Source organism: Aliiroseovarius crassostreae (assembly GCF_001307765.1).
In the GTDB taxonomy this organism is placed as follows: Bacteria; Pseudomonadota; Alphaproteobacteria; order Rhodobacterales; family Rhodobacteraceae; genus Aliiroseovarius; species Aliiroseovarius crassostreae.
Genome location: NZ_LKBA01000004.1, coordinates 651,121 through 670,692, shown reverse-complemented (window position 1 = coordinate 670,692; position 19,572 = coordinate 651,121). Strand labels below are relative to the sequence as shown.

Sequence of the window (19,572 nt, the reverse complement as noted above, 5' to 3'; positions counted from 1 at the left end):
ATCATATTTACTTGCTGACGCTCACCTGCACCGAGGTGCCCAGACTGCCGCGCCCATAGATGCGCACATATACCGTGGCCCCTCCCTGCACCAGATTTCTGGCGGCCTTCGGATCAATGGATCCGCTCTTCACCATCTGTTCCATGATTGCGCGATTGTCGATTGATCCAAAGAAGGGATCCCACTCATCGCCCGACTGACTGATGCCAAACCGGTGGTAGTTGGCACGATCCTGACGCAGCACCTGCCAGGGTTCACTCAGACGGGCGCCTTTGCTACTGGTCAGGTCCGCCTTGCCGATATAGGCCCGATAGGCGCCGATCAGTTCATCTGCCATTGTCGGCATCACCGCCCCCGTCAAGGCAAGAGCGGCCACGATCGGCAGGGCAACGGATTTCACAATAGCCATGATAGGTCTCCCTGTTTGGGTCAGTTTGCGGCCTGCGTCAGCTGTGGTCAATCATCCCCTGCCACCATATGCGTTTGTGGGCTTGGTGGCCACAGTCGCACTTGGCGAAGAGGGGCCAGCGGGGGATCCCCCAAGCCCACCGCATGAAGATGGTCAATCACCCGCCGGCATCAATCAACCGCCAGTAACAGTCAGCCCCAGCATACGCCACGCATGCATTCCACCACGATAATAATGGATGCGTTCGGCCGGATACCCTGCCTCGATCATGCGGCGGATGGCCGTGGGCGACTGGCCACACCAGTTCCCGTTGCAAAACAGCGCCACCGGTTTGGCACCTTCACAGTCAAACCCGTCGAAACCCACTTCGCAGCCCAGCTCATCCAAGCGGTCGGCGGCCTCGTTATACGGAATGGAAATCGCGCCCGGAATGGCGCTGGTGGCATGGTGGTCAGCGGCACGGCTGTCGACCACAATCACCTCCGGATCTTACAAGAACTCCAGCATTTCCAACTCCCCCACCGGCGTCACCCCCGGTGCCGGATACATCGGCTGCACGCAGAAATTCGGGCAGGCGCGTGAGGTGCGCGCCCATTCACCGGACAGTTCATTGGCGCTATCCTGCCCCCGCTCGATCACCACATCTCCGTTTGCGGTGGGCACGGTGATCGAGGCGATATCGGGCCTGATATTCACACCCCCTGCAAGAACCGGCCCGACAACAACCGAACTGGCCAGGGCCGAAAGGGCAGCGACAAAAAAGATCTTTCTCATTATCAATCCTGTTGATTTTATGAGGTCTTGTCAGCTGTAGGTTTCAAATACGTCATACATCACCGGCTCAAAGCTCTTGCACAGCTCGGCAATCCGGCGGTTACGTTCCCGCATTTCGGGCGTGCGCAGCATCGCCTGAAAATCTTCGCGACGGTTCCATTGCGAATAATTGGCGATCCGGGTCTGCGCATCGTTTACATGCAGACCTGCCCCCATGAAGCCCGGCTGTTTCGAAATGAAATTCTCATAGGCATCGGTCAGCGCATCCAGAAGATCCTGGCAGGTACCGGGGGTCATCTCGAAAGTGGTAATGACCGTCTGGTAATCGGGGGCTTTGCTGATGGTGGGCATGGTGTCCTCCTTGTTGTTCTTGGTTGTTCCTGGCCTGACTTACCTGGGACCCGACTTTCGCGGGCCTGACTTTCACGGGTCTGACTGTCGCGGGTGGGAACCGGTCCGCGAAACGACCACCAAGGGGCAGCGCACCGCAGGACCATGGCCGCCGCTGACCGCCACTGACCGCCGCGGGGGTACGGATCACAACGTCATGGCGCCCATAAGAAAAGCTTACACCCCTTTTAAATATATGAATAGGTATTTTTGATGGGAGGCCGCAAATGACGCAGAGCCCCCCCTGTCTTCAGATCAGTCGAAAACGTCGAACAGCTCTTTCAGGAAAGATGTGCGCTTTTTCTTGTGATAAGATTTCTTGTGCCCCGCGCGTTTGTCGTACGGGACACGCGTTTCATATCGATGCTTTTTGCCGCGCGCCTTGCCACGACCATCGTCACCATACGGCGCATCCCTTTCGGCCTCACCCCAATCCCGGCGCGGGTCGCGCACAAGGCGCGGATCATCCGGCATATCCTCTGATGTCCGATGCAAGCCGGACAGAGGCGGCTCACGATAGGGGGCCGGATCAGCCAGTTCCACTGCGGGCGTGGCTTTTTCAATGATCTTGTCCAATTCACCTCGATCCAACCACACACCACGGCATTGCGGGCAATAATCGATTTCGACCCCCTGCCGCTCTGCCATCCTCAATTCAGCACCATCAATGGGACATTTCATCACCAATTCCTCCTGTATTGAACAGGATATGGGGATGAAAAAAGCGGGCAACAAGGCCCGCCTTTCCCAAGTTACAGATCGCGTAAAGGATCAGCGCGACACATGCACACAGCAGGGCGCATGGCGCACAACCCGCGCCGCCGTTGAACCCAGCAGGAAATCCGTCAGACCCGGACGGTGCGACGCAACAACGATGCAATCAATGTCATGACGCACGGCATAATCCACAATCGCGTGCCCAGCATGGCCAGAGACAACCTTGGCATCCACCCCCGGCATATCAACCAGTTCCTCCTGCAAGCGTTCCTCCAGCTTATGCGCATTGTCCGAGATCTGCCCCTCGGGCAGGTATTGCGCCACGTAAGAGGGAATTTCCTCCATCACATGCAGCGCGGTGATCTTCGCACCTTCATCAGCCAGCACTTTCGCAATCTTCAGCGACTGATTGCTGTCACGGTCATGATCAAGGGCGATCGGGACGAGGATGTTTTTATACATGAGGGCGCTCCTTTTTCCTGCGCGCATATCCATTCACAGCCGACGGTAAGCCTGAAATGCGAGCGCCACCATGATCGAAGTCAAACATTTCCCCCTTCCATCGGGGCCAGCCACCGTGTCCGCCCCCTGCCCCAGATCCCGCCCCAGATCCCAACCCAAACCATCGCGCTTTTTTCTTGTCACCAATATCCCGGGGTGAAGGACGCAGTCCGAGGGGCAGCGCCCCTTATGTCCGTACCCCTGCCGGGCTGCAGAACGGCTTGCTGGCTTGACTCTGTCCCCAAGACACCCTAAATCCTCCTCAAACCCCGGGAGTCGTGTCACTTCCGGTCCCATGGCTTATGCCGGGATCGCCCCCTGTCAGCGCGTCGCGCCCACAGGGGCGTTACTCGTTTGAGCATCTTGGAACAGTTGGATATGCACCCGCGCGCCCTTATCTAAGGGTCAATGAAACGGCGAAAGGAGCCGCAAATGTTTGAGAGCCTGTCAGATCGCCTCTCCGGTGTCTTTGACCGCCTGACAAAACAGGGTGCCCTCTCTGAGGAAGACGTGAAAACCGCCCTGCGCGAAGTGCGCGTGGCCCTGCTTGAGGCGGACGTCTCGCTGCCGGTTGCGCGCGATTTCATCAAGAAAGTGCAAGAGGCCGCCACCGGCCAGGCCGTGACCAAATCGGTCACCCCCGGCCAGCAGGTCGTGAAGATCGTTCATGACGCGCTGGTGGATGTGCTGACCGGCGAAGGGGAACCCGGTGCGCTGAAAATCGACAGCCCGCCCGCCCCGATCCTGATGGTTGGTCTGCAAGGTGGCGGTAAAACCACCACCACGGCGAAGCTCGCCAAACGGCTGAAAGAAAAAGACGGCAAGCGCGTGCTGATGGCCTCGCTTGACGTCTACCGCCCCGCCGCAATGGACCAGCTTGCGGTGCTTGGCACACAGATCGGCGTCGACACTCTGCCGATCGTGAAAGGTCAAAAACCCGCCGACATCGCCAAGCGCGCCAAGCAACAGGCGACGATGGGCGGTTATGATGTCTACATGCTCGACACGGCCGGACGGTTGCATATCGACGACGTGCTGATGGGCGAGGTCGAGGAAGTTTCCAAGATCGTCACCCCGCGCGAAACCCTTCTGGTGGTTGACGGTCTGACCGGTCAGGTCGCCGTCGAGGTTGCACAGGAATTTGACGACAAGATCGGCATCTCGGGCGTGGTTCTGACCCGTATGGACGGTGACGGGCGCGGGGGTGCGGCCCTGTCGATGCGTGCCGTGACCGGCAAGCCGATCAAATATGTCGGCCTCGGCGAAAAGATGGACGCGCTGGAAACCTTTGAACCGGACCGGATCGCGGGCCGGATCCTTGGCATGGGCGACATCGTGGCCCTTGTGGAAAAGGCACAGGAAACCATCGAGGCCGAACAGGCCGAACGCATGATGAAGCGGTTTGCCAAGGGTCAGTTCAACATGAACGACCTGAAGACCCAGCTTGAACAGATGATCAAGATGGGTGGCATGCAGGGGATCATGGGGATGATGCCCGGCATGGGCAAGATGGCCAAACAGGCCGAAGCCGCCGGCATGGATGACAAGGTTCTGAAACAGCAGATCGCCCTGATCCAATCCATGACCAAGCGCGAACGCGCCAACCCGCAAATCCTGCAGGCAAGCCGCAAGAAACGCATCGCCGCCGGCGCGGGCATGCAGGTTTCCGACCTGAACAAACTTTTGAAGATGCAACGCCAGATGTCCGACGCCATGAAAAAGATGGGCAAGATGGGCAAAGGCAAGATGCTGAAACAGGCCCTTGGCGGGATGTTCGGAAAAGGCGGCGGCATGCCCGATATGGGGGGCATGGATCCGTCGCAAATGGATCCCAAAGCACTGGAAGCCGCAGCAAAAGCCATGGGGGGCAAACTGCCCGGTGGCCTGCCCGGCCTCGGCGGCCCAGGCGGCCTGCCCGGTGGCCTCTCGGGCCTTGGAAAGAAGAAATAAGGCAAAGCGGACCCCGTCATGAATGTCACGATCGAAACCCCGCGCCTTGTGTTGCGCCAGCCCGAAATGGGCGACTGGGAGGCTTTCGCCGCCTTCCTGGGGTCGGATCGTGCCAGTTTCATCGGTGGGCCCTACAGCGACCGCAACGCCTGGCGCGCCTTTGGCCATATGGCCGGACATTGGGCGCTGTTGGGGTTCGGTCTGTTCGTGGGCGTCGAGAAATCCTCAGGCAAACCCGTGCTGTCCGCCGGCCCATGGAAGCCGGTCGGCTGGCCCGAAGCGGAAATCGGCTGGTCGGTCTGGGACCCCTCCATCGAGGGCAAGGGGCTGGCTTTTGAGGCGGCGCTTGCGACCCGTGGCTGGGCATATGAGACCCTCGGCTGGGACACTTGCGTCAGCTATATCGATGAGGACAACCTGCGTTCGGTTGCGCTGGCAAAACGGCTGGGCTGCGAAATCGATCCGGACGCGCCGCGCTTTAAGGTCGAAGAACCGCTGGATGCAAACCCCTATCACGTCTGGCGCCACCCTGCCCCGGACACCGATGGTAATCCGGAGGCCTATGCATGACTGCGCCGATATTGATCACCGAGCGCCTGACGCTCCGCCCACCGCAGGAAGCGGACTTCGAAGCATTCGCAGCTTTTTGCGCTTCGGAGCGTTCGAAATGGGTAGGCGGGCCAAGTGATCGTGACAAGGCTCGAACGATATTTAACGGCTATCTGGCTGACCTCGCATCAGGGCACCCTAGCTATTTACACATTGTTTTGTCTGAGACCGGTGTCGTTATTGGGCGCGCCGGCATACGCCGGGCTGACCAACCCCCTGAACCGGAAATTGCCTATTCGCTATATGCGGATCAGCATGAAGGACACGGCTACGCCACTGAGGCCGCGACTGCAGTACGCGATTGGGCTTATGACACGTTGGGGCTGCACACAGTTGTTAGCTATATTGAACCGGAAAACGCAGCTTCGCAGGCTGTAGCCTCTCGAATAGGGGCACGTCCCGATACCAACGCACCCAGATGGGACAAACACCCGAATCTAATTATCTACCGACATCGTGCCCCGGAGGAACGTTCATGACCGATACGGTAGCCCGTGCGGCTGAAATCTTAAAAGAGCATCGTGAAAGCATCGACCGGCTGGACGCGATCCTGGTCTACACGCTGGGCGAACGGTTCAAGCACACACAGGCCGTGGGCAAGCTCAAGGCGGCCCATGATCTGCCCCCGTCGGACCCGGCCCGTGAGGCGTCACAGATTGAGCGGCTTGAAAACCTTGCCCGCCGCGCCGATCTGGACCCGGAATTTGCCAAGAAATTCCTGAACTTCATCATTGATGAAGTGATCAGGCATCATAAAAAACATCAGGAATAAAACCCTGAGATTGCAGGAACAACCGAACACCGAATTGGGGCCATGCTGCACCGCGGCCAACCCCCTCAATAGCTGGAAAAAAGGAAAACTCTCATGGCTATGAAAATCCGTCTTGCCCGTGGTGGCTCGAAAAAACGCCCCTTCTACCGTGTTGTAGCCGCTGACTCGCGCATGCCGCGCGATGGCCGTTTCATCGAGAAACTGGGCACCTACAACCCGCTCCTGCCGAAAGACAGCGAAGAGCGCGTGAAACTGGACATGGAACGCGTTCAGCACTGGCTCGACCAGGGCGCCCAGCCGTCAGATCGCGTTGCGCGCTTCCTCGAAGCTGCTGGCGTTCTGGCCAAGAAAGAGCGCAACAACCCGAAAAAAGCCGTTCCGGGCAAGAAAGCACAGGAACGTGCCGAGGAAAAAGCTGCCAAAGCTGCTGAGGCTGCTGAAGCTCCGGCTGAGGAGTAATCCTCTTTCGGGCTGGCAACCGGGCAGACCGGCCTTGCCAGCCCTGACGGAGAACGGGAGAAAGATCTGCGATGCACGCCTTTTCCGACGCGTTTCAATCGGATCTTGAAACCCTTATGCGGTGGCGGCGCGATGTGCGCCGCTTCCGTTCCGACCCGGTGGACGAGGCGCTTTTGCAAGACTGCCTCGACACCTTCCTGCTGGCCCCTTCCGTGGGCCTGTCAGAACCCTGGCGCGTGGTCAGGGTGGAAAGCGCGCGCGCGCGCAAGGCGGCGCTTGAAAACTTTCAGGCAGCGAACAAGGCCGCCCTTACCGGGTATTCCGGTGAAAAAGCAAAGACTTATGCGGGACTAAAGCTCTCTGGGATGCATGATGCCCCGGTGCAGCTGGCGGTTTTCTGCGATGAGGACACCACCAAAGGGTCTGGGCTGGGCGCAGGCACAATGCCTGAAATGCGCCGCTATTCCGTGGTGTCGGCCATCATGCTGTTCTGGCTTGCGACCCGTGCCCGTGGGTTGGGGCTAGGCTGGGTGTCGATCCTGGACCCCGAGCAGCTTTGCCGCGATCTGAATGTCCCGGACACTTACAAGCTGGTTGGGTATTTCTGTCTGGGCTGGCCTGAGGCTGTGACAGACAGCCCCGAGTTGGAAGAACAAGGCTGGGAGGTCCGCCGGGGCCACCTGCCACTTGAAATGAGGTAATGAAATGGGTTTGATTTTCCGTCCTATCCGCACCATTCTTCTGCTGGGATCCGTTTTCCTCGCAGGTGTCTTTTTTGAACGGTTCCACATGAAAGACACCTGTCTGGACCGGGGCGGATCCGTTCAGAACGGCATTTGCACAGGTGTGGAATGAGCGACGATCGGATTTGCGTAGGCGCCCTTGCGGGGGCCTTTGGGGTGCATGGTGAGGTGCGGATCAAAAGCTTTTGCGCTGATCCCGGCGCCATTGCCGATTATGGTACGCTCTGGTCCGAAGATGGCGGCAAAAGCTATGAAATCACCCTGTCCCGGCCGATTAAAAGCGGCTTTGCCGGGCGTGTCTCGGGGATTGAAACAAAAGAACAGGCGGATGCGGCACAAGGGCTGCAGCTTTACGCCGACCGCAATGCCCTGCCCTCATTGCCGGATGACGAGTTTTACCACGCTGACCTGATTGGCCTGTTGGTTCTGGATGCGGGCGGGCACGAACTGGGCCGGGTGAAAGCCGTGCATAATCATGGCGCAGGGGATGTGCTGGAAGTGCTGGGCCCCGGCATGAGCACCGGTGCGCTCCTTCCCTTCACCCGCGCGGCCGTGCCGACCGTTGACCTGACCGCAGGGCGCATCATCGCCGATCCGCCTGACGGGGTGTTTGCATCTGACGAAGACGACCACGAGGGCACGGATTAAAGCGCAAAGACCTGTTCGGCAAATTTCAAGATCTGCTGCAACCGGTGTTGTTGCCCCTCGCGTCGGTCCTCGCGCCGTTTCGGAATGTCACTCCAGTCGCCCAGCACCTGAATTGGCAGGATATATTCCAGCGCAGGCCGGGCCGCTTTGGCAAGGTCCGCTCCGTATCCCGCCCAGAACGCCTGAACCGGAGCCGATGAGGGATCGGGGTCAAACCACCCGTGATAGCGCACGAGAAACTTGCCAAGGTCATGCGCGGTCGCGACCTGACACACCGGACCGAAATCAATGCCGACAGCCCCCTGATCCGTGATCAGAAGGTTGCGCAGATGCAGATCCCCATGGGTGGCCGCAGTCAGGGTTTCCTGCCCCCGGGCTTTTTCAGCCATGGCCGGGATCTGCGCCGCACAGGCAAGAAACAGGTCGCGCCTAGGCACATCCACACTGCGGTTTTCAGCCTGCGTGCGCATCGTTTCGGCCCATCGAAGCATTACATCCGGTTTGATCAACCGCGTCTCACCCAATGTCTTTCGGTGAAACCGCCCCAGCCATGTTCCGCACGCGGCCAGGACCTCACACCGATCGGCCAGCCCCAGATCCGCCAATTCCAGCATCTGATGGGCAGAGCGGCCCGGAATGTGGCGAAGCACAAGGCTGCGCGTGTCCGGGTGGACCGAGAGGATATCCGGCACCGCCTCTGGGCCAAGGATATCCAGCGCGTGGCGATGCCCCTCCACATCCCGCACAAAACCTGCGATATCCGCCCCCGTGGTGTCACCTTTCACCACCACATCAATCGCACCCCCCTGCTCCGCCCCCTGCGCCATTCCGGTAAGACGCAACACAAAGCGGCGCCCCTTGTCATTTTTCCGGTCCGCCAGCAGCACGGGCCTGAGCTGGGGCAGATGTGGCCGGAGCCAGTCATGATGGGCCGCGACCTCCAAGGCCTCGAGCAAAGCGTCCTGACTGTGTATTTCGTCGATCACCAACTCGTTCCAACTATTTGCATTTTGATCAATCTGTCGTAGACAGCCCCCATGTCAGACGTCAATAAAAATACGCCGCAGCAGCAATCGGACACAGCCGGTGAGGCCAGCGCATCGGACCCTGGGACCAGCACGTCGCAGGGCAGCACATCCGAGGGCAGTGCATCCGAGGGCAGCAAATCTCAGGCCAGCAAATCGCATGGCCGCCTGTCCATTTCGGCCAGCCTGAAGCCGCGTGAGTTGATGAGCCCGACACCGCGCCTTGCGGGCGCGTGGACCGCAAAAATCATCACGCTTTTCCCCGATGCCTTTCCCGGCGTGCTTGGCGAAAGCCTGACCGGCCGCGCGCTGAAAGACGGCAAATGGGCGCTGGAAACCATTGATCTGCGCATTTTTGGCATGGGCAAGCACCGCAATGTGGACGACACCCCGGCGGGGGGGGGCGCCGGAATGGTTCTGCGCCCGGATGTTTTAGGACGTGCAATCGAAATGGCGCAATCCGGTGTGCCGCAGGATCGCTTGGGCTGGCCAATCATCTATATGTCACCGCGCGGCAAACCGCTGGATCAGGCGATGGCGCGGCGATTTTCAAATTGCCGTGGCATGACCGTGCTCTGCGGTCGTTTTGAGGGTGTGGATGAACGGGTGTTAGAGCATTACCAGATCGAAGAGGTGAGCCTGGGCGATTTTGTCCTGACCGGCGGAGAGATTGCCGCCCAGGCGATGCTGGATGCCACCGTCCGCCTGATCCCGGACGTGCTCGGCAACGCCGACAGCATCGACGAAGAGAGCTTTTCCCACGGGCTTTTGGAACATCCCCAATACACCCGCCCCGCCGAATGGAAGGGGCGCAAGATCCCCGATGTGCTGATGTCTGGCCACCATGGCAAGATCGCCGAATGGCGCCGGGAAAAAAGTGACGAAATCACCAAGGCCCGCCGCCCGGATCTGTGGGAAAAGCACGTGCTGGATGACGGGGCGCAGCCCGACGACAAATAGGACGCCCAACCGCAGGGGCGCCATATTGATCGCCCCCTTTTCAGCCCGACCTGCGCGCCTTTTCCCGCCAGCCCCACATGGCAGCGCCTGACGGTTTCGCCACCTGTGCGCGGGGCCTTGATCCCCTTCCCGGATTGGCCTATACCGCCCCTGTTCACCGGCTCAATGAGTCGAGTGGACCTGTTTTGTTTGGGCCGCGTTCTTTCCGCGGGGTGGGCTGCAAGGCGCACCGGGGCACACCGGCAAGGCAGCAAAAAGAAACGACGACGTATTCTCCCGCGGGCACGGATGGCACCATCCGACTGGACCCGATGAAGGCGCGGAGCTCTGGGCGACAGCAACCTTTGCGGAAAAACCGCAAGCAGATTTAGGAGAGATCAGATGGACCTGATCGCACAGCTCGAAGCGGAACAGATCGCTTCGCTGGGGAAAGAGATCCCCGACTTCAAAGCCGGCGACACCATTCGCGTAGGCTTTAAGGTGACCGAAGGCACCCGCACCCGTGTGCAGAACTACGAAGGCGTCTGCATCGCGCGCAACAACGGCAAAGGCATTGCCGGTTCGTTCACCGTTCGCAAGATTTCCTTCGGTGAAGGCGTGGAACGTGTGTTCCCGCTCTATTCGACCAACATCGAATCGATCACCGTTGTGCGCCGTGGCCGTGTGCGCCGCGCCAAACTCTACTACCTGCGTTCGCGTCGCGGCAAATCCGCCCGTATCGCAGAAGACACCAACTACAAGCCGAAGAAAGCCTGAGGAGCGTCAGCATGAAAAAGGATATCCATCCCGACTACCACATGATCGACGTCAAAATGACCGACGGCACGATCGTGCAAATGAAATCGACCTGGGGCAAAGAAGGCGACACCCTGGCGCTGGACATCGACCCCTCGGCTCACCCGGCCTGGAACGGCGGCAGCTCGCGTCTGCTGGACACCGGTGGCCGCGTGTCGAAGTTCAAATCGAAATACGAAGGTTTTGGCTTCTAAGCCCAACCTCTTTCGAACAGGAAACGCCGTCCCTTGGGGCGGCGTTTTTTGTTGGGCGCGACCTGTTTCTTGTCTTGTCGGGCTCGCTTTGCACCAGATCGCGGCCATATCAGATCGCGGCAAGGTCACGCGGCGATGAGACGGCTGTTGAGACGTGCCCTGAAAGGGCGGGGACCAGGCCCCGTCTCAACCCTGACCTCTTTGCGGATTTCTATTTGCGCCGCTTGGTCCGTGGCAGTTTCGGGGCCACCTGTTTTTCGATATGCTCAATCACCTGCGCGGCGATATCTTTGCCGGTGGTTTTCTCGATACCTTCCAGCCCCGGAGAGGAGTTCACCTCAAGCACTTTTGGCCCGTTTTCAGAGCGCAACAGATCGACACCGGCAAATTCCAGACGCATGGCCCGGGCGGCTTTCAGCGCGGTTTCGCGCTCCTGCTTGGTGATCCGCACTTTCTGCGCGCTGCCGCCCTGATGCAGGTTCGAGCGGAACTCTCCCGGCGGGCCCTGCCTGCGCATTGCAGCCACGACCTTGCCGCCAAGAACGATGCAGCGGATATCCTCGCCTGCCGCTTCCTTTACAAAATGCTGGACCAGAAAATCCGCCTTCAACCCACGAAACGCAGAAATCACGCTTTCCGCGGCCTTGCGGGTTTCTGCCAGGACCACCCCCTTGCCCTGCGCACTTTCCAGAAGCTTCAGAATGACCGGAGCGTCACCGACCAGATTGATCAGGTTCTTGCTGTCTTTCGGGCTGCGCGCAAAGGCGGTGTCTGGCATGCCAATCCGGTGGCGTGCCAGGACCTGATGGGCATGCAGCTTGTCGCGCGAGATCGAGATCCCTTCCGAACCGGACAGGCAATAGGTGCTGGTGCTTTCGAACTGACGCACAACCGAGGTGCCATATGAGGTGATTGACGCCCCGATACGCGGGATGATTGCATCAAAATGGGGCAGCTTGCGGCCATCATAATGCACTTCGGCCCCAACCCCCTGAATTTTCATGTAACACCGCGACGTGTCGATCACTTCCACCGAATGCCCGCGCTCTTCGGCGGCGGCAATCAGGCGGCGGTTCGAATAATTCTCGGGCTCACGCGTCAGGAGCGCCATGCGCAGGGCGCGTTTGGTCCAACTGCCGCGGGGGAAGCTCCGATAGGCATCGAAACTCAGCACCGGCTGCTGGAAACTGAGCGCAGGCATGACCTGAACATCCCCCGTCAGCGCGGTGCGCCCCAGCAACATCCGATAGGCCATCGCCCCGCGATCGGTCAGTGTCACCTCGATCGGCCAGCTATGCTCGCCCATCGAGATCACCGTCTCGATCACAAATCGCAGCTCCGTTTCGCCATTTGACGAAGTGACCTCGCGGCGGTCTTTCAACGGGGCAGAGCAGATGATTTCCAACGCGGCATCATCCGGGTCCGGGTGAATGGCAAACCGCACCATCGGGCGATCCGCCGGGCCGAAAGGTTCGATTGCAAATGCGTGCAGGGCAGACGTTTTCGCCCCGGTATCCACCTTGGCCTTCACGGCGGGCAGGCCCAGTTCAGGAAGGGCCAACCATTCTTCCCAACCCACGGAAAAACGGGTCATCACGAGTTCCTCTCATTTCGTAAGAACGCCGACCTCAGCATTTGGGCCGATAAAACACGGCGCGAATCATGGCATGAGGACCGATCCTGACTTTTCTATGCGGGCAAACGGGCAGCGTGCCAATAGAAATGTTGGCAACACCTTTCCCACGGATGTCACTCGCGGCGAGTATGGGGAGCGACGTTGACCCGAGTGACACCTGCCCACCAGATCACACCATCCGACCTCAATCGTCGCAGTGGAAAAGGCCCTGCCCCTGTGCCGCGTCCGGTCTGATCAATCAGCTCCCGACGGACATAGTCTTCTGCGTTCTCCGGAAGGTGAGGCACGCCGAAAATTGGTGCAAAAATCCTCTGACAACAAGGGCATGTTGGCTCAATCAAGGGGCGGATTGCGCTGCATTCCCCCTCTTCCCCCTGCCCTGTATCGGTCTTATAGTCGCGCCACCTGATGGCTGCATAACATAACAACCGGGGATACAGGCGTGGCACATATTATTGTTGTGGGGAATGAAAAAGGCGGGGCGGGCAAGTCCACCGTCTCGATGCATGTGGCGACCGCGCTTGCGCGGTTGGGAAAGTCGGTTGGGGTTCTGGATCTGGATCTGCGCCAGAAGACCTTTGGCCGCTACATGGAAAACCGGCGGGCGACGATGGAACGGGTGGGATTTGAACTGCCCACACCGCATTACCAAGACCTGCCCGAGATTGATCAATCCGCGCTGGAGCCGGGTGAAAACCCGTTTGACCGCCGCCTGTCGATTGCGGTTTCCGGGATGGAGGCAGACCGCGATTTCATCGTGATCGACTGCCCCGGATCGCATACAAGGCTGAGCCAGGTCGCCCATTCTCTGGCCGATACGCTGATCACACCAATGAATGACAGTTTTGTCGATTTTGATCTGCTTGCCCATATTGATGCGGAAACCAACAAGGTGCAGGGACCGTCGGTCTACTCGGAAATGGTCTGGAATGCGCGCCAGTTGCGGGCGCAGGCCGGGTTGAAACCGATTGACTGGGTGGTGGTGCGCAACCGTCTGGGGGCGCAGATGATGCATAACAAGAAGAAGGTCGGGGACGCGCTGGACGATCTGTCGAAACGGATCGGGTTTCGCGTCGCTCCCGGCTTTAACGAGCGGGTGATCTTCCGTGAGCTGTTCCCGCGGGGCCTGACCCTGCTGGATCTGCGCGACGTTGGGGTCGCGGGACAGATGAACATCTCAAACGTGGCCGCAAGACAGGAACTGCGCGAATTGCTGAAGGCGCTGAACCTGCCTGACGTCGAGGTTCGGATCTGATCGGTTCCGGTCAGGTTTTGGACCTCAGTACGACAAAAGACGCGGGGCTTCCTGCGTCTTTTTCTTTTGGGGTCTGTTGCGGGAAAGTGCGCACACGGGGACGGATGAGGACGGATATTTTCGACAGCGCGCCAAAGGGGCTCTGCCCCTCGGCCCTGCGGCCTCACCCCGGGATATTTCTGACCAGAAAATGAAGGCAGCATCGGCGCGTGCGCAGCGTTGCCGGTGGCGCGGGGGATTTGAGCTTTCACACCTGGCGCAGGCCCGCTAACGTCTTCACATGTTTCGCTATCTTATCCTCCGCGCCCTGTCCCTGGGGGCAAGCCTGCTGGTGGCCTCATGGGTGATCTTTGCGATGATTGAGCTGGTGCCCGGCGATCCGGCCGCCTTCATGCTGGGATTAAATGCCCAGCCCGACACCGTGGCCGCCTTGCGCCGGGAGCTTGGGTTGGAAGGCACTGCGATCACGCGGTATCTGAGTTGGATGGGGGGGATGCTGACGGGGGATTTTGGCACCTCCTACACCTATCGCGTCGCCGTTTCCGAACTGGTCCGGGAACGTCTCACCCTCTCATTGCCACTGGCGCTTTATGCCCTTTTCCTGTCCACCGCGATTGCCATTCCGGCTGGCCTTCTGGCCGCCAGCCGACAGGGGCGCGCGACGGATCTAGGGGTGATGGGGGCCACGCAGCTGGGCGTTGCGGTGCCGAATTTCTGGTTTGCCATGCTGTTGGTTCTGGTCTTTGCCATCAATCTGCGCTGGTTTTCCGCCGGTGGTTTTCCGGGGTGGGAGGCCGGGGTCCTGCCGGCGCTCAAGGCGCTGACATTGCCCGCAATTGCGTTGGCCCTTCCGCAGGCGTCGATCCTTGCGCGGGTGATGCGGTCTGCACTGCTGGATGTTTGGCATCAGGATTACATCCGCACCGCGCGCGCCAAGGGGCTTTCGGTTGGACAAGCGACACGGCGGCACGCGCTGCGCAACGCATTGATCCCGGTGGTGACCATTCTGGGGCTGCAGTTTTCCTTTCTGCTGGCCGGTGCGATCATCATTGAAAACGTGTTTTTCCTGCCGGGTCTGGGGCGGTTGATCTTTCAGGCCATCACGCAGCGCGATCTGGTGGTGGTTGAAAGCGTGGTCATGCTGCTGGTTTTTGCGGTGATCCTTGTGACATTCCTTGTGGACGTCACCTATGCGCTGGTGGATCCACGCCTGCGGAGGCGCTCATGAAACGCTTGCCCCTGACCCTTTGGATCGGCGCGGGTCTGAGCGCCCTGTTCCTGATTTTGGTATCTGTGTCATTCCTCTGGGTTCCCCATGACCACATGACGTTGAACATCGCGGCCAAACTTCGTGCCCCTTCGGCACAATACTGGCTGGGCACGGACCATTTTGGCCGCGATCTTGTGTCGATGCTGATGGTGGGTGCCCGCACCTCAATTGCCGTCGCCGTGCTGGCTGTGGGCATCGGGATCGGGATCGGTGTGCCGTTGGGGCTGATGGCCGCCGCAAAGCGGGGATCCGTTCTGGACGAGGTGATCATGCGCGCAAACGATCTGATCTTTGCGTTCCCCTCACTTGTCATTGCCATCCTGATCACCGCCAGCTTTGGCCCCTCGGCCACCAATGCAATCCTTGCGATTGGCATCTTCAACATCCCCGTCTTTGCGCGTGTGGCCCGGGCCGGAGCCCTGACAATCTGGACTCAGGATTTCATCATGGCCGCCCGGGTGGCCGGCAAGGGCGCGGTCAGAATCAGCGCCGAACACATTCTGCCCAATATCGCCAACCTTTTGATTGTGCAGGGAACAATTCAATTTTCACTTGGCATTCTGGCGGAGGCCGGGCTGAGTTATGTCGGGCTGGGCGCTCAACCCCCAACCCCAAGCTGGGGGCGGATGCTGGCCGAAGCACAGACGATGATCTACACGGCCCCACGTCTTGCCATTGCACCGGGCATGGCAATTGTGCTTATGGTTTTGGGGTTGAACCTGATGGGCGACGGGCTGCGGGATCTGCTGGATCCAAGGCTGCGCCGCCTGCGCGAGGGGGCCGCATGATCGAGACCCGAAACCTGTCCCTGACCATTCACGACACCCCGATCCTGCAAGATGTCGACCTGTCGATTGCGCCCGGTCAGGTGATTGGATTGGTGGGCGAAAGCGGGTCGGGAAAATCCCTGACCGCTCTGGCCCTGATGGACCTGTTGCCGCAGGGGGCCAAAACCGGAGGAGAGATCCTGCTGGGTGGCGCCCCCCTGCCGACCCGCGCACGCACGCGGAGTGACACGGCCATGAACCGGCTGCGCGGCCAGCGCCTGTCGATGATTTTTCAAGAGCCGATGACCGCCCTGAACCCGGTCAAGACCATCGGTGACCAGGTGGCAGAAACGGTGCTGATCCATGGGGCGGCCAGTCGTGCTGAGGCGCGGCGCATCGCACAGGAGAAACTCCTCCGGGTGGGGTTGCCCCCCGATGAGGTGCCTGCGGACCGCTACCCGCACGAGCTTTCAGGTGGACAGCGCCAGCGGGTGTGCATAGCCCAGGCGATTGCGCTCAGGCCAGATCTGCTGATCGCCGACGAACCCACAACGGCGCTTGATGTCACCACGCAGGCGCAAATCCTTGACCTGTTGCGGGAACTGGTCCGCGAGGAGGATATGGGGCTGCTCCTGATCACCCATGACCTCGCGGTTGTTGCACAGATGGCAGATCATGTGGCGGTGATGCAGCGGGGCGCAATCGTCGAACAGGGTCCCACAGAGCAGCTGTTTCGCACCATGTCACATCCCTACACGCGGGCCCTTCTTGCGGCTTCGGCCCATCAACCTGATCGCGCAAGGCCTTCCCGCACGGCCCCGCTTCTGGCGGTGCACAACGCGACGCGCGACTACCGTCTGCCCCGCAAGTCTCTGTTCGGCCCGGCCCCGCATTTCCGCGCCGTGAACGGGATCAGATTCACGCTAAACAAAGGAGAGAGCCTTGGTCTTGTTGGCGAAAGCGGTTGCGGAAAATCCACCCTCACCCGCGCCATTCTGGGGCTTGACCCCTTGCAGGGCGGAGAGATCATGCTGGATGGTCAGCCCGTCACCCCCGCGATGCCCGCTTTCCGGCGTTCGGGACTACAGGTCGTGTTTCAAGACCCTTACGCCAGTTTCAACCCGCGCTGGACCGTGGAGCGTATTCTGTCCGAACCCTTTCACCTGACCGGCCGGCCGGAAAACTGGCGGGATGCAATCTTGCAGGCACTGGACGATGTGGGCCTGCCAGCAGACAGCCTGTCGCGCTATCCGCACGAGTTTTCCGGCGGGCAGCGTCAGCGTATCGCCATTGCCCGCGCGCTGATCCTGCGGCCTGACCTGATTGTTCTGGACGAAGCGGTGTCGGCGCTGGATGTTTCGGTTCGGGCGCAGATCCTTGACCTTCTGACGACCCTGAAACGCGACAAGGGGCTGGCCTATCTGTTCATCAGCCATGACCTTACGGTGGTGCGCAATATCACCGACAGGGTGCTGGTGATGAAAGCCGGCGAGATTGTCGAAGAAGGCCCCACCGATCGCGTCTTTGATCAGCCGCAGCACCCCTATACCCAGGCCCTGATCAGCGCCGCCCCGGTCATCCCGTCAAACTGGCATCCCGTCGGACTGGGCGCCCGGCACGATCACTCACCCACAGGAGGAGCATGATGGAAGCGCTTTGGTTTGAACGGCGCAAAGCCACGGTGATTGATGCGCCGCTTGCCCAGAACATGCGCCGCTATCTGTTTGATCACGGGCAGGTGGCATAGATGGCGCCGCTGACGATTTCCAACGCTGATCTGCGCCGGTTGTGGATCTGGACCAATGGCCTGGCCGACACGCCCACCGGACCTTGCGATCTTATGGGAATTGTCGACCGTCTGGGGTTCGTGCAGATCGACACGATCCGCAATGTGACCCGCGCCCATAACCACATCCTGTGGTCCCGCAATCAGAACTACCGCGAGGGGCGCATCTGGGATCACTTGTCCCGCCGCGACCTGTTTGAACATTTCACCCATGATGCCAGCCTGATTGCGGGCAATGTGCTGCCCTACTGGACCCGCCAATTTCGCAGGCTTGGCGAACATGTGGCCCGGCATGACTGGTATCAGTCGAAACTGGCACAGGACCAGATTGCCGCCATTCTCAAACGCATCAAGGAGGAAGGCCCGCTTTCGACCCACGCTTTCGACACCAAGGTGGCCTCACGCGAGATGTGGGCGCGCCCGCCCCATAAAAAGGCGCTCGATCAGATGTGGTATGGCGGCACATTGGCCACCTGCCACCGCAGGAATTTCGTGAAATTCTACGATCTGGGCACGCGGATTTTTCCAGAGGTCTTGCCTGCGGCTTTGCCCGCTGCTTTCCCGGCACAAGATCCGGTTGAGGACGCCGAATCGGTGAACTGGCTGTGTCGCGCCGCGATGGATCGGCTGACCATTGGCTCGGTGGGAGAGATCCAGCGTTTCTGGGACGCCATGTCAGCGCGAGAGGCGAAACTCTGGGCAGAGGCGCAAAGAGATCTTGTTCCGGTTGACGTGGTCTGTGCAGATGGCACCCGCCGGTCGGTTCTGGCGCATCCGGATATCGAAATCCGGCTGCGAAATGCCCCTGCCCCTACGTCGCGACTGCGTATCCTCAACCCGTTTGATCCGATGATCCGCGACCGCAAACGCACCAAACGGATCTTTGGATTTGAATATCGCAATGAAATGTTCGTGCCCAAGGCGCAGCGGAAATGGGGCTATTACGTCTATCCCTTGCTGGAAGGGGCGCGCTTTGTGGGGCGGATTGAGTTGAAGGCCGATCGCAATCAAGGAACGCTGAGCGTGATCGGGTTCTGGCCAGAACAGGGTATGCGCTGGGGCGCGCAGCGACGCGGCAAGCTGGAGGCGGAACTTGCGCGATTTGCCCGGTTTGCAGGGCTTGAACGGGTCACCTGGCACCTCCCCTGAGGGTTGCCCTTGCCAGCCGGGTGAACGCGGCGCAAGGTGATGACAAGAGATTTGAAATCAAGGGCTTCGGGGGCTTGCCCATGCGACTTGAGGGAAAGACGGCGATTGTAACCGGGGCGGCCTCAGGCTTTGGGGCCATGTTGATATTCTGGTCAACAATGCCGGCATCACCCATTTGCCGAAACCGATGGAAGAGGAGTTTGACCGCGTGTTTGCGGTGAATGCAAAATCGGTCCACCTCACCGCGCGGGCCTTTGTGCCGATGATGAAAAAGGCCGGGCATGGCGCGATCCTGAATGTGGCCTCAACAGCCGGCATAAGCCCGTGCCCGAACCTCAACTGGTACAATGCGTCAAAAGGCTGGATGATCACCGCCACCAAGACCATGGCGGTTGAGCTGGCCCCAGCGGGGGTGCGGGTCAATGCCATTTGCCCGGTGGCGGGGGACACGCCACTTTTGGCAAGCTTCATGGGGGAGGACACCCCCGAGATGCACGCCAAGTTTCTGGCAACCATACCGATCGGCCGGTTCTCCACCCCGCAGGACATGGGCAATGCGGCCTGTTTTTTGTGTTCGGATGAAGCGAGCATGGTAACAGGGGTTGCGCTGGAAGTGGATGGTGGCGCTGCATTTAAAGCGCCCCGCCTTAATACCTAAAGCAGGGATAAGGCGGGGCGCGGCGTAATATACGAGCGTTTCACGCGTTCCGCCGCAAACCAGTCATACAGGTTTTGGCGGAACGCTTTAGGGGAAAGGGGCGCT

Annotated in this window: 24 protein-coding genes and 1 pseudogene; 17 read left to right on the top strand and 8 right to left on the bottom strand. The window is 60.0% G+C overall.

Going from position 1 to position 19,572, the window contains the following annotated elements; translation table 11 throughout:
• Nucleotides 1-7: 7 nt before the first annotated feature.
• The 6 genes from AKJ29_RS05490 to AKJ29_RS05470 form a co-directional block, all read right to left on the bottom strand.
• Nucleotides 8-409 carry a hypothetical protein gene (locus AKJ29_RS05490; protein ID WP_055188654.1) on the bottom strand — a complete coding sequence of 134 codons (402 nt, stop codon included), beginning with the start codon at nucleotides 407-409 and terminating at the stop codon, nucleotides 8-10.
• A 174-nt stretch (nucleotides 410-583) separates the two neighbouring features.
• The gene (locus AKJ29_RS20395) at nucleotides 584-883 is read right to left on the bottom strand and encodes a rhodanese-like domain-containing protein (RefSeq protein ID WP_314732188.1); all 300 of its coding nucleotides are present in this window, start codon (nucleotides 881-883) and stop codon (nucleotides 584-586) included.
• 15 nt (nucleotides 884-898) lie between these two features.
• A complete protein-coding gene (locus AKJ29_RS20390) occupies nucleotides 899-1,183 on the bottom strand; it encodes a hypothetical protein (RefSeq protein ID WP_314732187.1) in 285 nt (94 codons plus the stop codon).
• 30 nt (nucleotides 1,184-1,213) lie between these two features.
• Nucleotides 1,214-1,534, bottom strand: coding sequence for an antibiotic biosynthesis monooxygenase family protein (locus AKJ29_RS05480; RefSeq protein ID WP_055188652.1), 321 nt, complete (start codon nucleotides 1,532-1,534; stop codon nucleotides 1,214-1,216).
• 294 nt (nucleotides 1,535-1,828) lie between these two features.
• Nucleotides 1,829-2,254 carry a TFIIB-type zinc ribbon-containing protein gene (locus tag AKJ29_RS20530; RefSeq protein WP_055188650.1) on the bottom strand — a complete coding sequence of 142 codons (426 nt, stop codon included), beginning with the start codon at nucleotides 2,252-2,254 and terminating at the stop codon, nucleotides 1,829-1,831.
• 90 nt (nucleotides 2,255-2,344) lie between these two features.
• On the bottom strand, nucleotides 2,345-2,752 hold the full coding sequence (locus AKJ29_RS05470) for a universal stress protein (RefSeq protein WP_055188648.1): 408 nt from the start codon (nucleotides 2,750-2,752) through the stop codon (nucleotides 2,345-2,347).
• Between the two features lie 471 nt (nucleotides 2,753-3,223).
• Here AKJ29_RS05470 and ffh point away from each other — a divergent pair, with 471 nt between their 5' ends.
• From ffh to rimM, 8 genes are all read left to right on the top strand, one after another.
• Entirely contained in the window at nucleotides 3,224-4,741 is a 1,518-nt protein-coding gene (ffh, locus tag AKJ29_RS05465) for a signal recognition particle protein (RefSeq protein ID WP_055188646.1), read from the top strand.
• Between the two features lie 18 nt (nucleotides 4,742-4,759).
• Complete coding sequence (locus AKJ29_RS05460) at nucleotides 4,760-5,311, top strand: GNAT family N-acetyltransferase (protein WP_055188644.1); 552 nt, start codon at nucleotides 4,760-4,762, stop codon at nucleotides 5,309-5,311.
• The gene (locus tag AKJ29_RS05455) at nucleotides 5,308-5,829 is read left to right on the top strand and encodes a GNAT family N-acetyltransferase (RefSeq protein ID WP_055188642.1); all 522 of its coding nucleotides are present in this window, start codon (nucleotides 5,308-5,310) and stop codon (nucleotides 5,827-5,829) included. The genes AKJ29_RS05460 and AKJ29_RS05455 overlap by 4 nt, the downstream gene beginning before the upstream one ends.
• Nucleotides 5,826-6,122 (top strand): chorismate mutase, encoded by a 297-nt coding sequence (locus tag AKJ29_RS05450; protein ID WP_055188640.1) that lies wholly within the window; start codon nucleotides 5,826-5,828, stop codon nucleotides 6,120-6,122. The genes AKJ29_RS05455 and AKJ29_RS05450 overlap by 4 nt, the downstream gene beginning before the upstream one ends.
• 93 nt (nucleotides 6,123-6,215) lie before the next feature.
• Nucleotides 6,216-6,581, top strand: a complete 366-nt coding sequence (gene rpsP, locus AKJ29_RS05445; RefSeq protein WP_055188638.1) for a 30S ribosomal protein S16 — start codon at nucleotides 6,216-6,218, stop codon at nucleotides 6,579-6,581.
• 71 nt (nucleotides 6,582-6,652) lie between these two features.
• Entirely contained in the window at nucleotides 6,653-7,282 is a 630-nt protein-coding gene (bluB, locus tag AKJ29_RS05440) for a 5,6-dimethylbenzimidazole synthase (protein WP_055188636.1), read from the top strand.
• A gap of 4 nt (nucleotides 7,283-7,286) precedes the next feature.
• On the top strand, nucleotides 7,287-7,436 hold the full coding sequence (locus tag AKJ29_RS19845; protein ID WP_175502248.1) for a hypothetical protein: 150 nt from the start codon (nucleotides 7,287-7,289) through the stop codon (nucleotides 7,434-7,436).
• Complete coding sequence (rimM, locus tag AKJ29_RS05435) at nucleotides 7,433-7,972, top strand: ribosome maturation factor RimM (RefSeq protein WP_055188634.1); 540 nt, start codon at nucleotides 7,433-7,435, stop codon at nucleotides 7,970-7,972. The genes AKJ29_RS19845 and rimM overlap by 4 nt, the downstream gene beginning before the upstream one ends.
• Here the strand turns inward: rimM and AKJ29_RS05430 are convergent.
• Nucleotides 7,969-8,958, bottom strand: a complete 990-nt coding sequence (locus tag AKJ29_RS05430; protein WP_139231302.1) for a phosphotransferase — start codon at nucleotides 8,956-8,958, stop codon at nucleotides 7,969-7,971. The two genes, rimM and AKJ29_RS05430, sit on opposite strands and share 4 nt — an antisense overlap.
• Before the next feature lie 51 nt (nucleotides 8,959-9,009).
• Here AKJ29_RS05430 and trmD point away from each other — a divergent pair, with 51 nt between their 5' ends.
• From trmD to rpmE, 3 genes are all read left to right on the top strand, one after another.
• Complete coding sequence (trmD, locus tag AKJ29_RS05425) at nucleotides 9,010-9,957, top strand: tRNA (guanosine(37)-N1)-methyltransferase TrmD (protein ID WP_082392516.1); 948 nt, start codon at nucleotides 9,010-9,012, stop codon at nucleotides 9,955-9,957.
• 381 nt (nucleotides 9,958-10,338) lie between these two features.
• Nucleotides 10,339-10,713, top strand: coding sequence for a 50S ribosomal protein L19 (rplS, locus tag AKJ29_RS05420; RefSeq protein ID WP_055188631.1), 375 nt, complete (start codon nucleotides 10,339-10,341; stop codon nucleotides 10,711-10,713).
• Nucleotides 10,714-10,724: 11 nt separating this feature from the next.
• Nucleotides 10,725-10,946 carry a 50S ribosomal protein L31 gene (gene rpmE, locus AKJ29_RS05415; protein WP_055188629.1) on the top strand — a complete coding sequence of 74 codons (222 nt, stop codon included), beginning with the start codon at nucleotides 10,725-10,727 and terminating at the stop codon, nucleotides 10,944-10,946.
• A gap of 211 nt (nucleotides 10,947-11,157) precedes the next feature.
• On the opposite strand, the gene rimK is transcribed toward rpmE, so the two are convergent.
• On the bottom strand, nucleotides 11,158-12,540 hold the full coding sequence (gene rimK / locus AKJ29_RS05410; protein ID WP_055188628.1) for a 30S ribosomal protein S6--L-glutamate ligase: 1,383 nt from the start codon (nucleotides 12,538-12,540) through the stop codon (nucleotides 11,158-11,160).
• A 484-nt stretch (nucleotides 12,541-13,024) separates the two neighbouring features.
• Here rimK and AKJ29_RS05405 point away from each other — a divergent pair, with 484 nt between their 5' ends.
• From AKJ29_RS05405 to AKJ29_RS05380, 6 genes and pseudogenes are all read left to right on the top strand, one after another.
• Nucleotides 13,025-13,837 (top strand): division plane positioning ATPase MipZ, encoded by an 813-nt coding sequence (locus AKJ29_RS05405; RefSeq protein ID WP_055188626.1) that lies wholly within the window; start codon nucleotides 13,025-13,027, stop codon nucleotides 13,835-13,837.
• A 280-nt stretch (nucleotides 13,838-14,117) separates the two neighbouring features.
• Nucleotides 14,118-15,065: an ABC transporter permease gene (locus AKJ29_RS05400; protein ID WP_055188624.1), complete on the top strand. Its 948-nt coding sequence runs from the start codon at nucleotides 14,118-14,120 to the stop codon at nucleotides 15,063-15,065.
• Nucleotides 15,062-15,895 carry an ABC transporter permease gene (locus AKJ29_RS05395; RefSeq protein WP_055188621.1) on the top strand — a complete coding sequence of 278 codons (834 nt, stop codon included), beginning with the start codon at nucleotides 15,062-15,064 and terminating at the stop codon, nucleotides 15,893-15,895. The genes AKJ29_RS05400 and AKJ29_RS05395 overlap by 4 nt, the downstream gene beginning before the upstream one ends.
• Nucleotides 15,892-17,520: an ABC transporter ATP-binding protein gene (locus tag AKJ29_RS05390; protein ID WP_055188619.1), complete on the top strand. Its 1,629-nt coding sequence runs from the start codon at nucleotides 15,892-15,894 to the stop codon at nucleotides 17,518-17,520. Before AKJ29_RS05395 ends, AKJ29_RS05390 begins: the two co-directional genes overlap by 4 nt.
• A 101-nt stretch (nucleotides 17,521-17,621) precedes the next feature.
• Nucleotides 17,622-18,809 (top strand): winged helix-turn-helix domain-containing protein, encoded by a 1,188-nt coding sequence (locus AKJ29_RS05385; RefSeq protein ID WP_055188617.1) that lies wholly within the window; start codon nucleotides 17,622-17,624, stop codon nucleotides 18,807-18,809.
• 130 nt (nucleotides 18,810-18,939) lie between these two features.
• Nucleotides 18,940-19,467: pseudogene (locus tag AKJ29_RS05380) on the top strand (glucose 1-dehydrogenase); the annotation flags it as partial.
• Between the last annotated feature and the right edge of the window lie 105 nt (nucleotides 19,468-19,572).

What these genes read in the sequence shown, in the direction of transcription:
- rpmE (WP_055188629.1), top strand. Translation starts at nt 10,725, where the DNA reads ATGAAAAAGGATATCCATCCCGACTACCACATGATCGACGTCAAAATG.
- AKJ29_RS05395 (WP_055188621.1), top strand. Translation starts at nt 15,062, where the DNA reads ATGAAACGCTTGCCCCTGACCCTTTGGATCGGCGCGGGTCTGAGCGCC.
- rimM (WP_055188634.1), top strand. Translation starts at nt 7,433, where the DNA reads ATGAGCGACGATCGGATTTGCGTAGGCGCCCTTGCGGGGGCCTTTGGG.
- AKJ29_RS05455 (WP_055188642.1), top strand. Translation starts at nt 5,308, where the DNA reads ATGACTGCGCCGATATTGATCACCGAGCGCCTGACGCTCCGCCCACCG.
- AKJ29_RS05390 (WP_055188619.1), top strand. Translation starts at nt 15,892, where the DNA reads ATGATCGAGACCCGAAACCTGTCCCTGACCATTCACGACACCCCGATC.
- AKJ29_RS05450 (WP_055188640.1), top strand. Translation starts at nt 5,826, where the DNA reads ATGACCGATACGGTAGCCCGTGCGGCTGAAATCTTAAAAGAGCATCGT.
- AKJ29_RS05400 (WP_055188624.1), top strand. Translation starts at nt 14,118, where the DNA reads ATGTTTCGCTATCTTATCCTCCGCGCCCTGTCCCTGGGGGCAAGCCTG.
- AKJ29_RS05490 (WP_055188654.1), bottom strand. Translation starts at nt 409, where the DNA reads ATGGCTATTGTGAAATCCGTTGCCCTGCCGATCGTGGCCGCTCTTGCC.
- AKJ29_RS20530 (WP_055188650.1), bottom strand. Translation starts at nt 2,254, where the DNA reads ATGAAATGTCCCATTGATGGTGCTGAATTGAGGATGGCAGAGCGGCAG.
- AKJ29_RS19845 (WP_175502248.1), top strand. Translation starts at nt 7,287, where the DNA reads ATGGGTTTGATTTTCCGTCCTATCCGCACCATTCTTCTGCTGGGATCC.
- trmD (WP_082392516.1), top strand. Translation starts at nt 9,010, where the DNA reads ATGTCAGACGTCAATAAAAATACGCCGCAGCAGCAATCGGACACAGCC.
- rimK (WP_055188628.1), bottom strand. Translation starts at nt 12,540, where the DNA reads ATGACCCGTTTTTCCGTGGGTTGGGAAGAATGGTTGGCCCTTCCTGAA.
- ffh (WP_055188646.1), top strand. Translation starts at nt 3,224, where the DNA reads ATGTTTGAGAGCCTGTCAGATCGCCTCTCCGGTGTCTTTGACCGCCTG.
- AKJ29_RS05385 (WP_055188617.1), top strand. Translation starts at nt 17,622, where the DNA reads ATGGCGCCGCTGACGATTTCCAACGCTGATCTGCGCCGGTTGTGGATC.
- AKJ29_RS05460 (WP_055188644.1), top strand. Translation starts at nt 4,760, where the DNA reads ATGAATGTCACGATCGAAACCCCGCGCCTTGTGTTGCGCCAGCCCGAA.
- bluB (WP_055188636.1), top strand. Translation starts at nt 6,653, where the DNA reads ATGCACGCCTTTTCCGACGCGTTTCAATCGGATCTTGAAACCCTTATG.
- AKJ29_RS20390 (WP_314732187.1), bottom strand. Translation starts at nt 1,183, where the DNA reads ATGAGAAAGATCTTTTTTGTCGCTGCCCTTTCGGCCCTGGCCAGTTCG.
- AKJ29_RS05470 (WP_055188648.1), bottom strand. Translation starts at nt 2,752, where the DNA reads ATGTATAAAAACATCCTCGTCCCGATCGCCCTTGATCATGACCGTGAC.
- rplS (WP_055188631.1), top strand. Translation starts at nt 10,339, where the DNA reads ATGGACCTGATCGCACAGCTCGAAGCGGAACAGATCGCTTCGCTGGGG.
- rpsP (WP_055188638.1), top strand. Translation starts at nt 6,216, where the DNA reads ATGGCTATGAAAATCCGTCTTGCCCGTGGTGGCTCGAAAAAACGCCCC.
- AKJ29_RS05480 (WP_055188652.1), bottom strand. Translation starts at nt 1,534, where the DNA reads ATGCCCACCATCAGCAAAGCCCCCGATTACCAGACGGTCATTACCACT.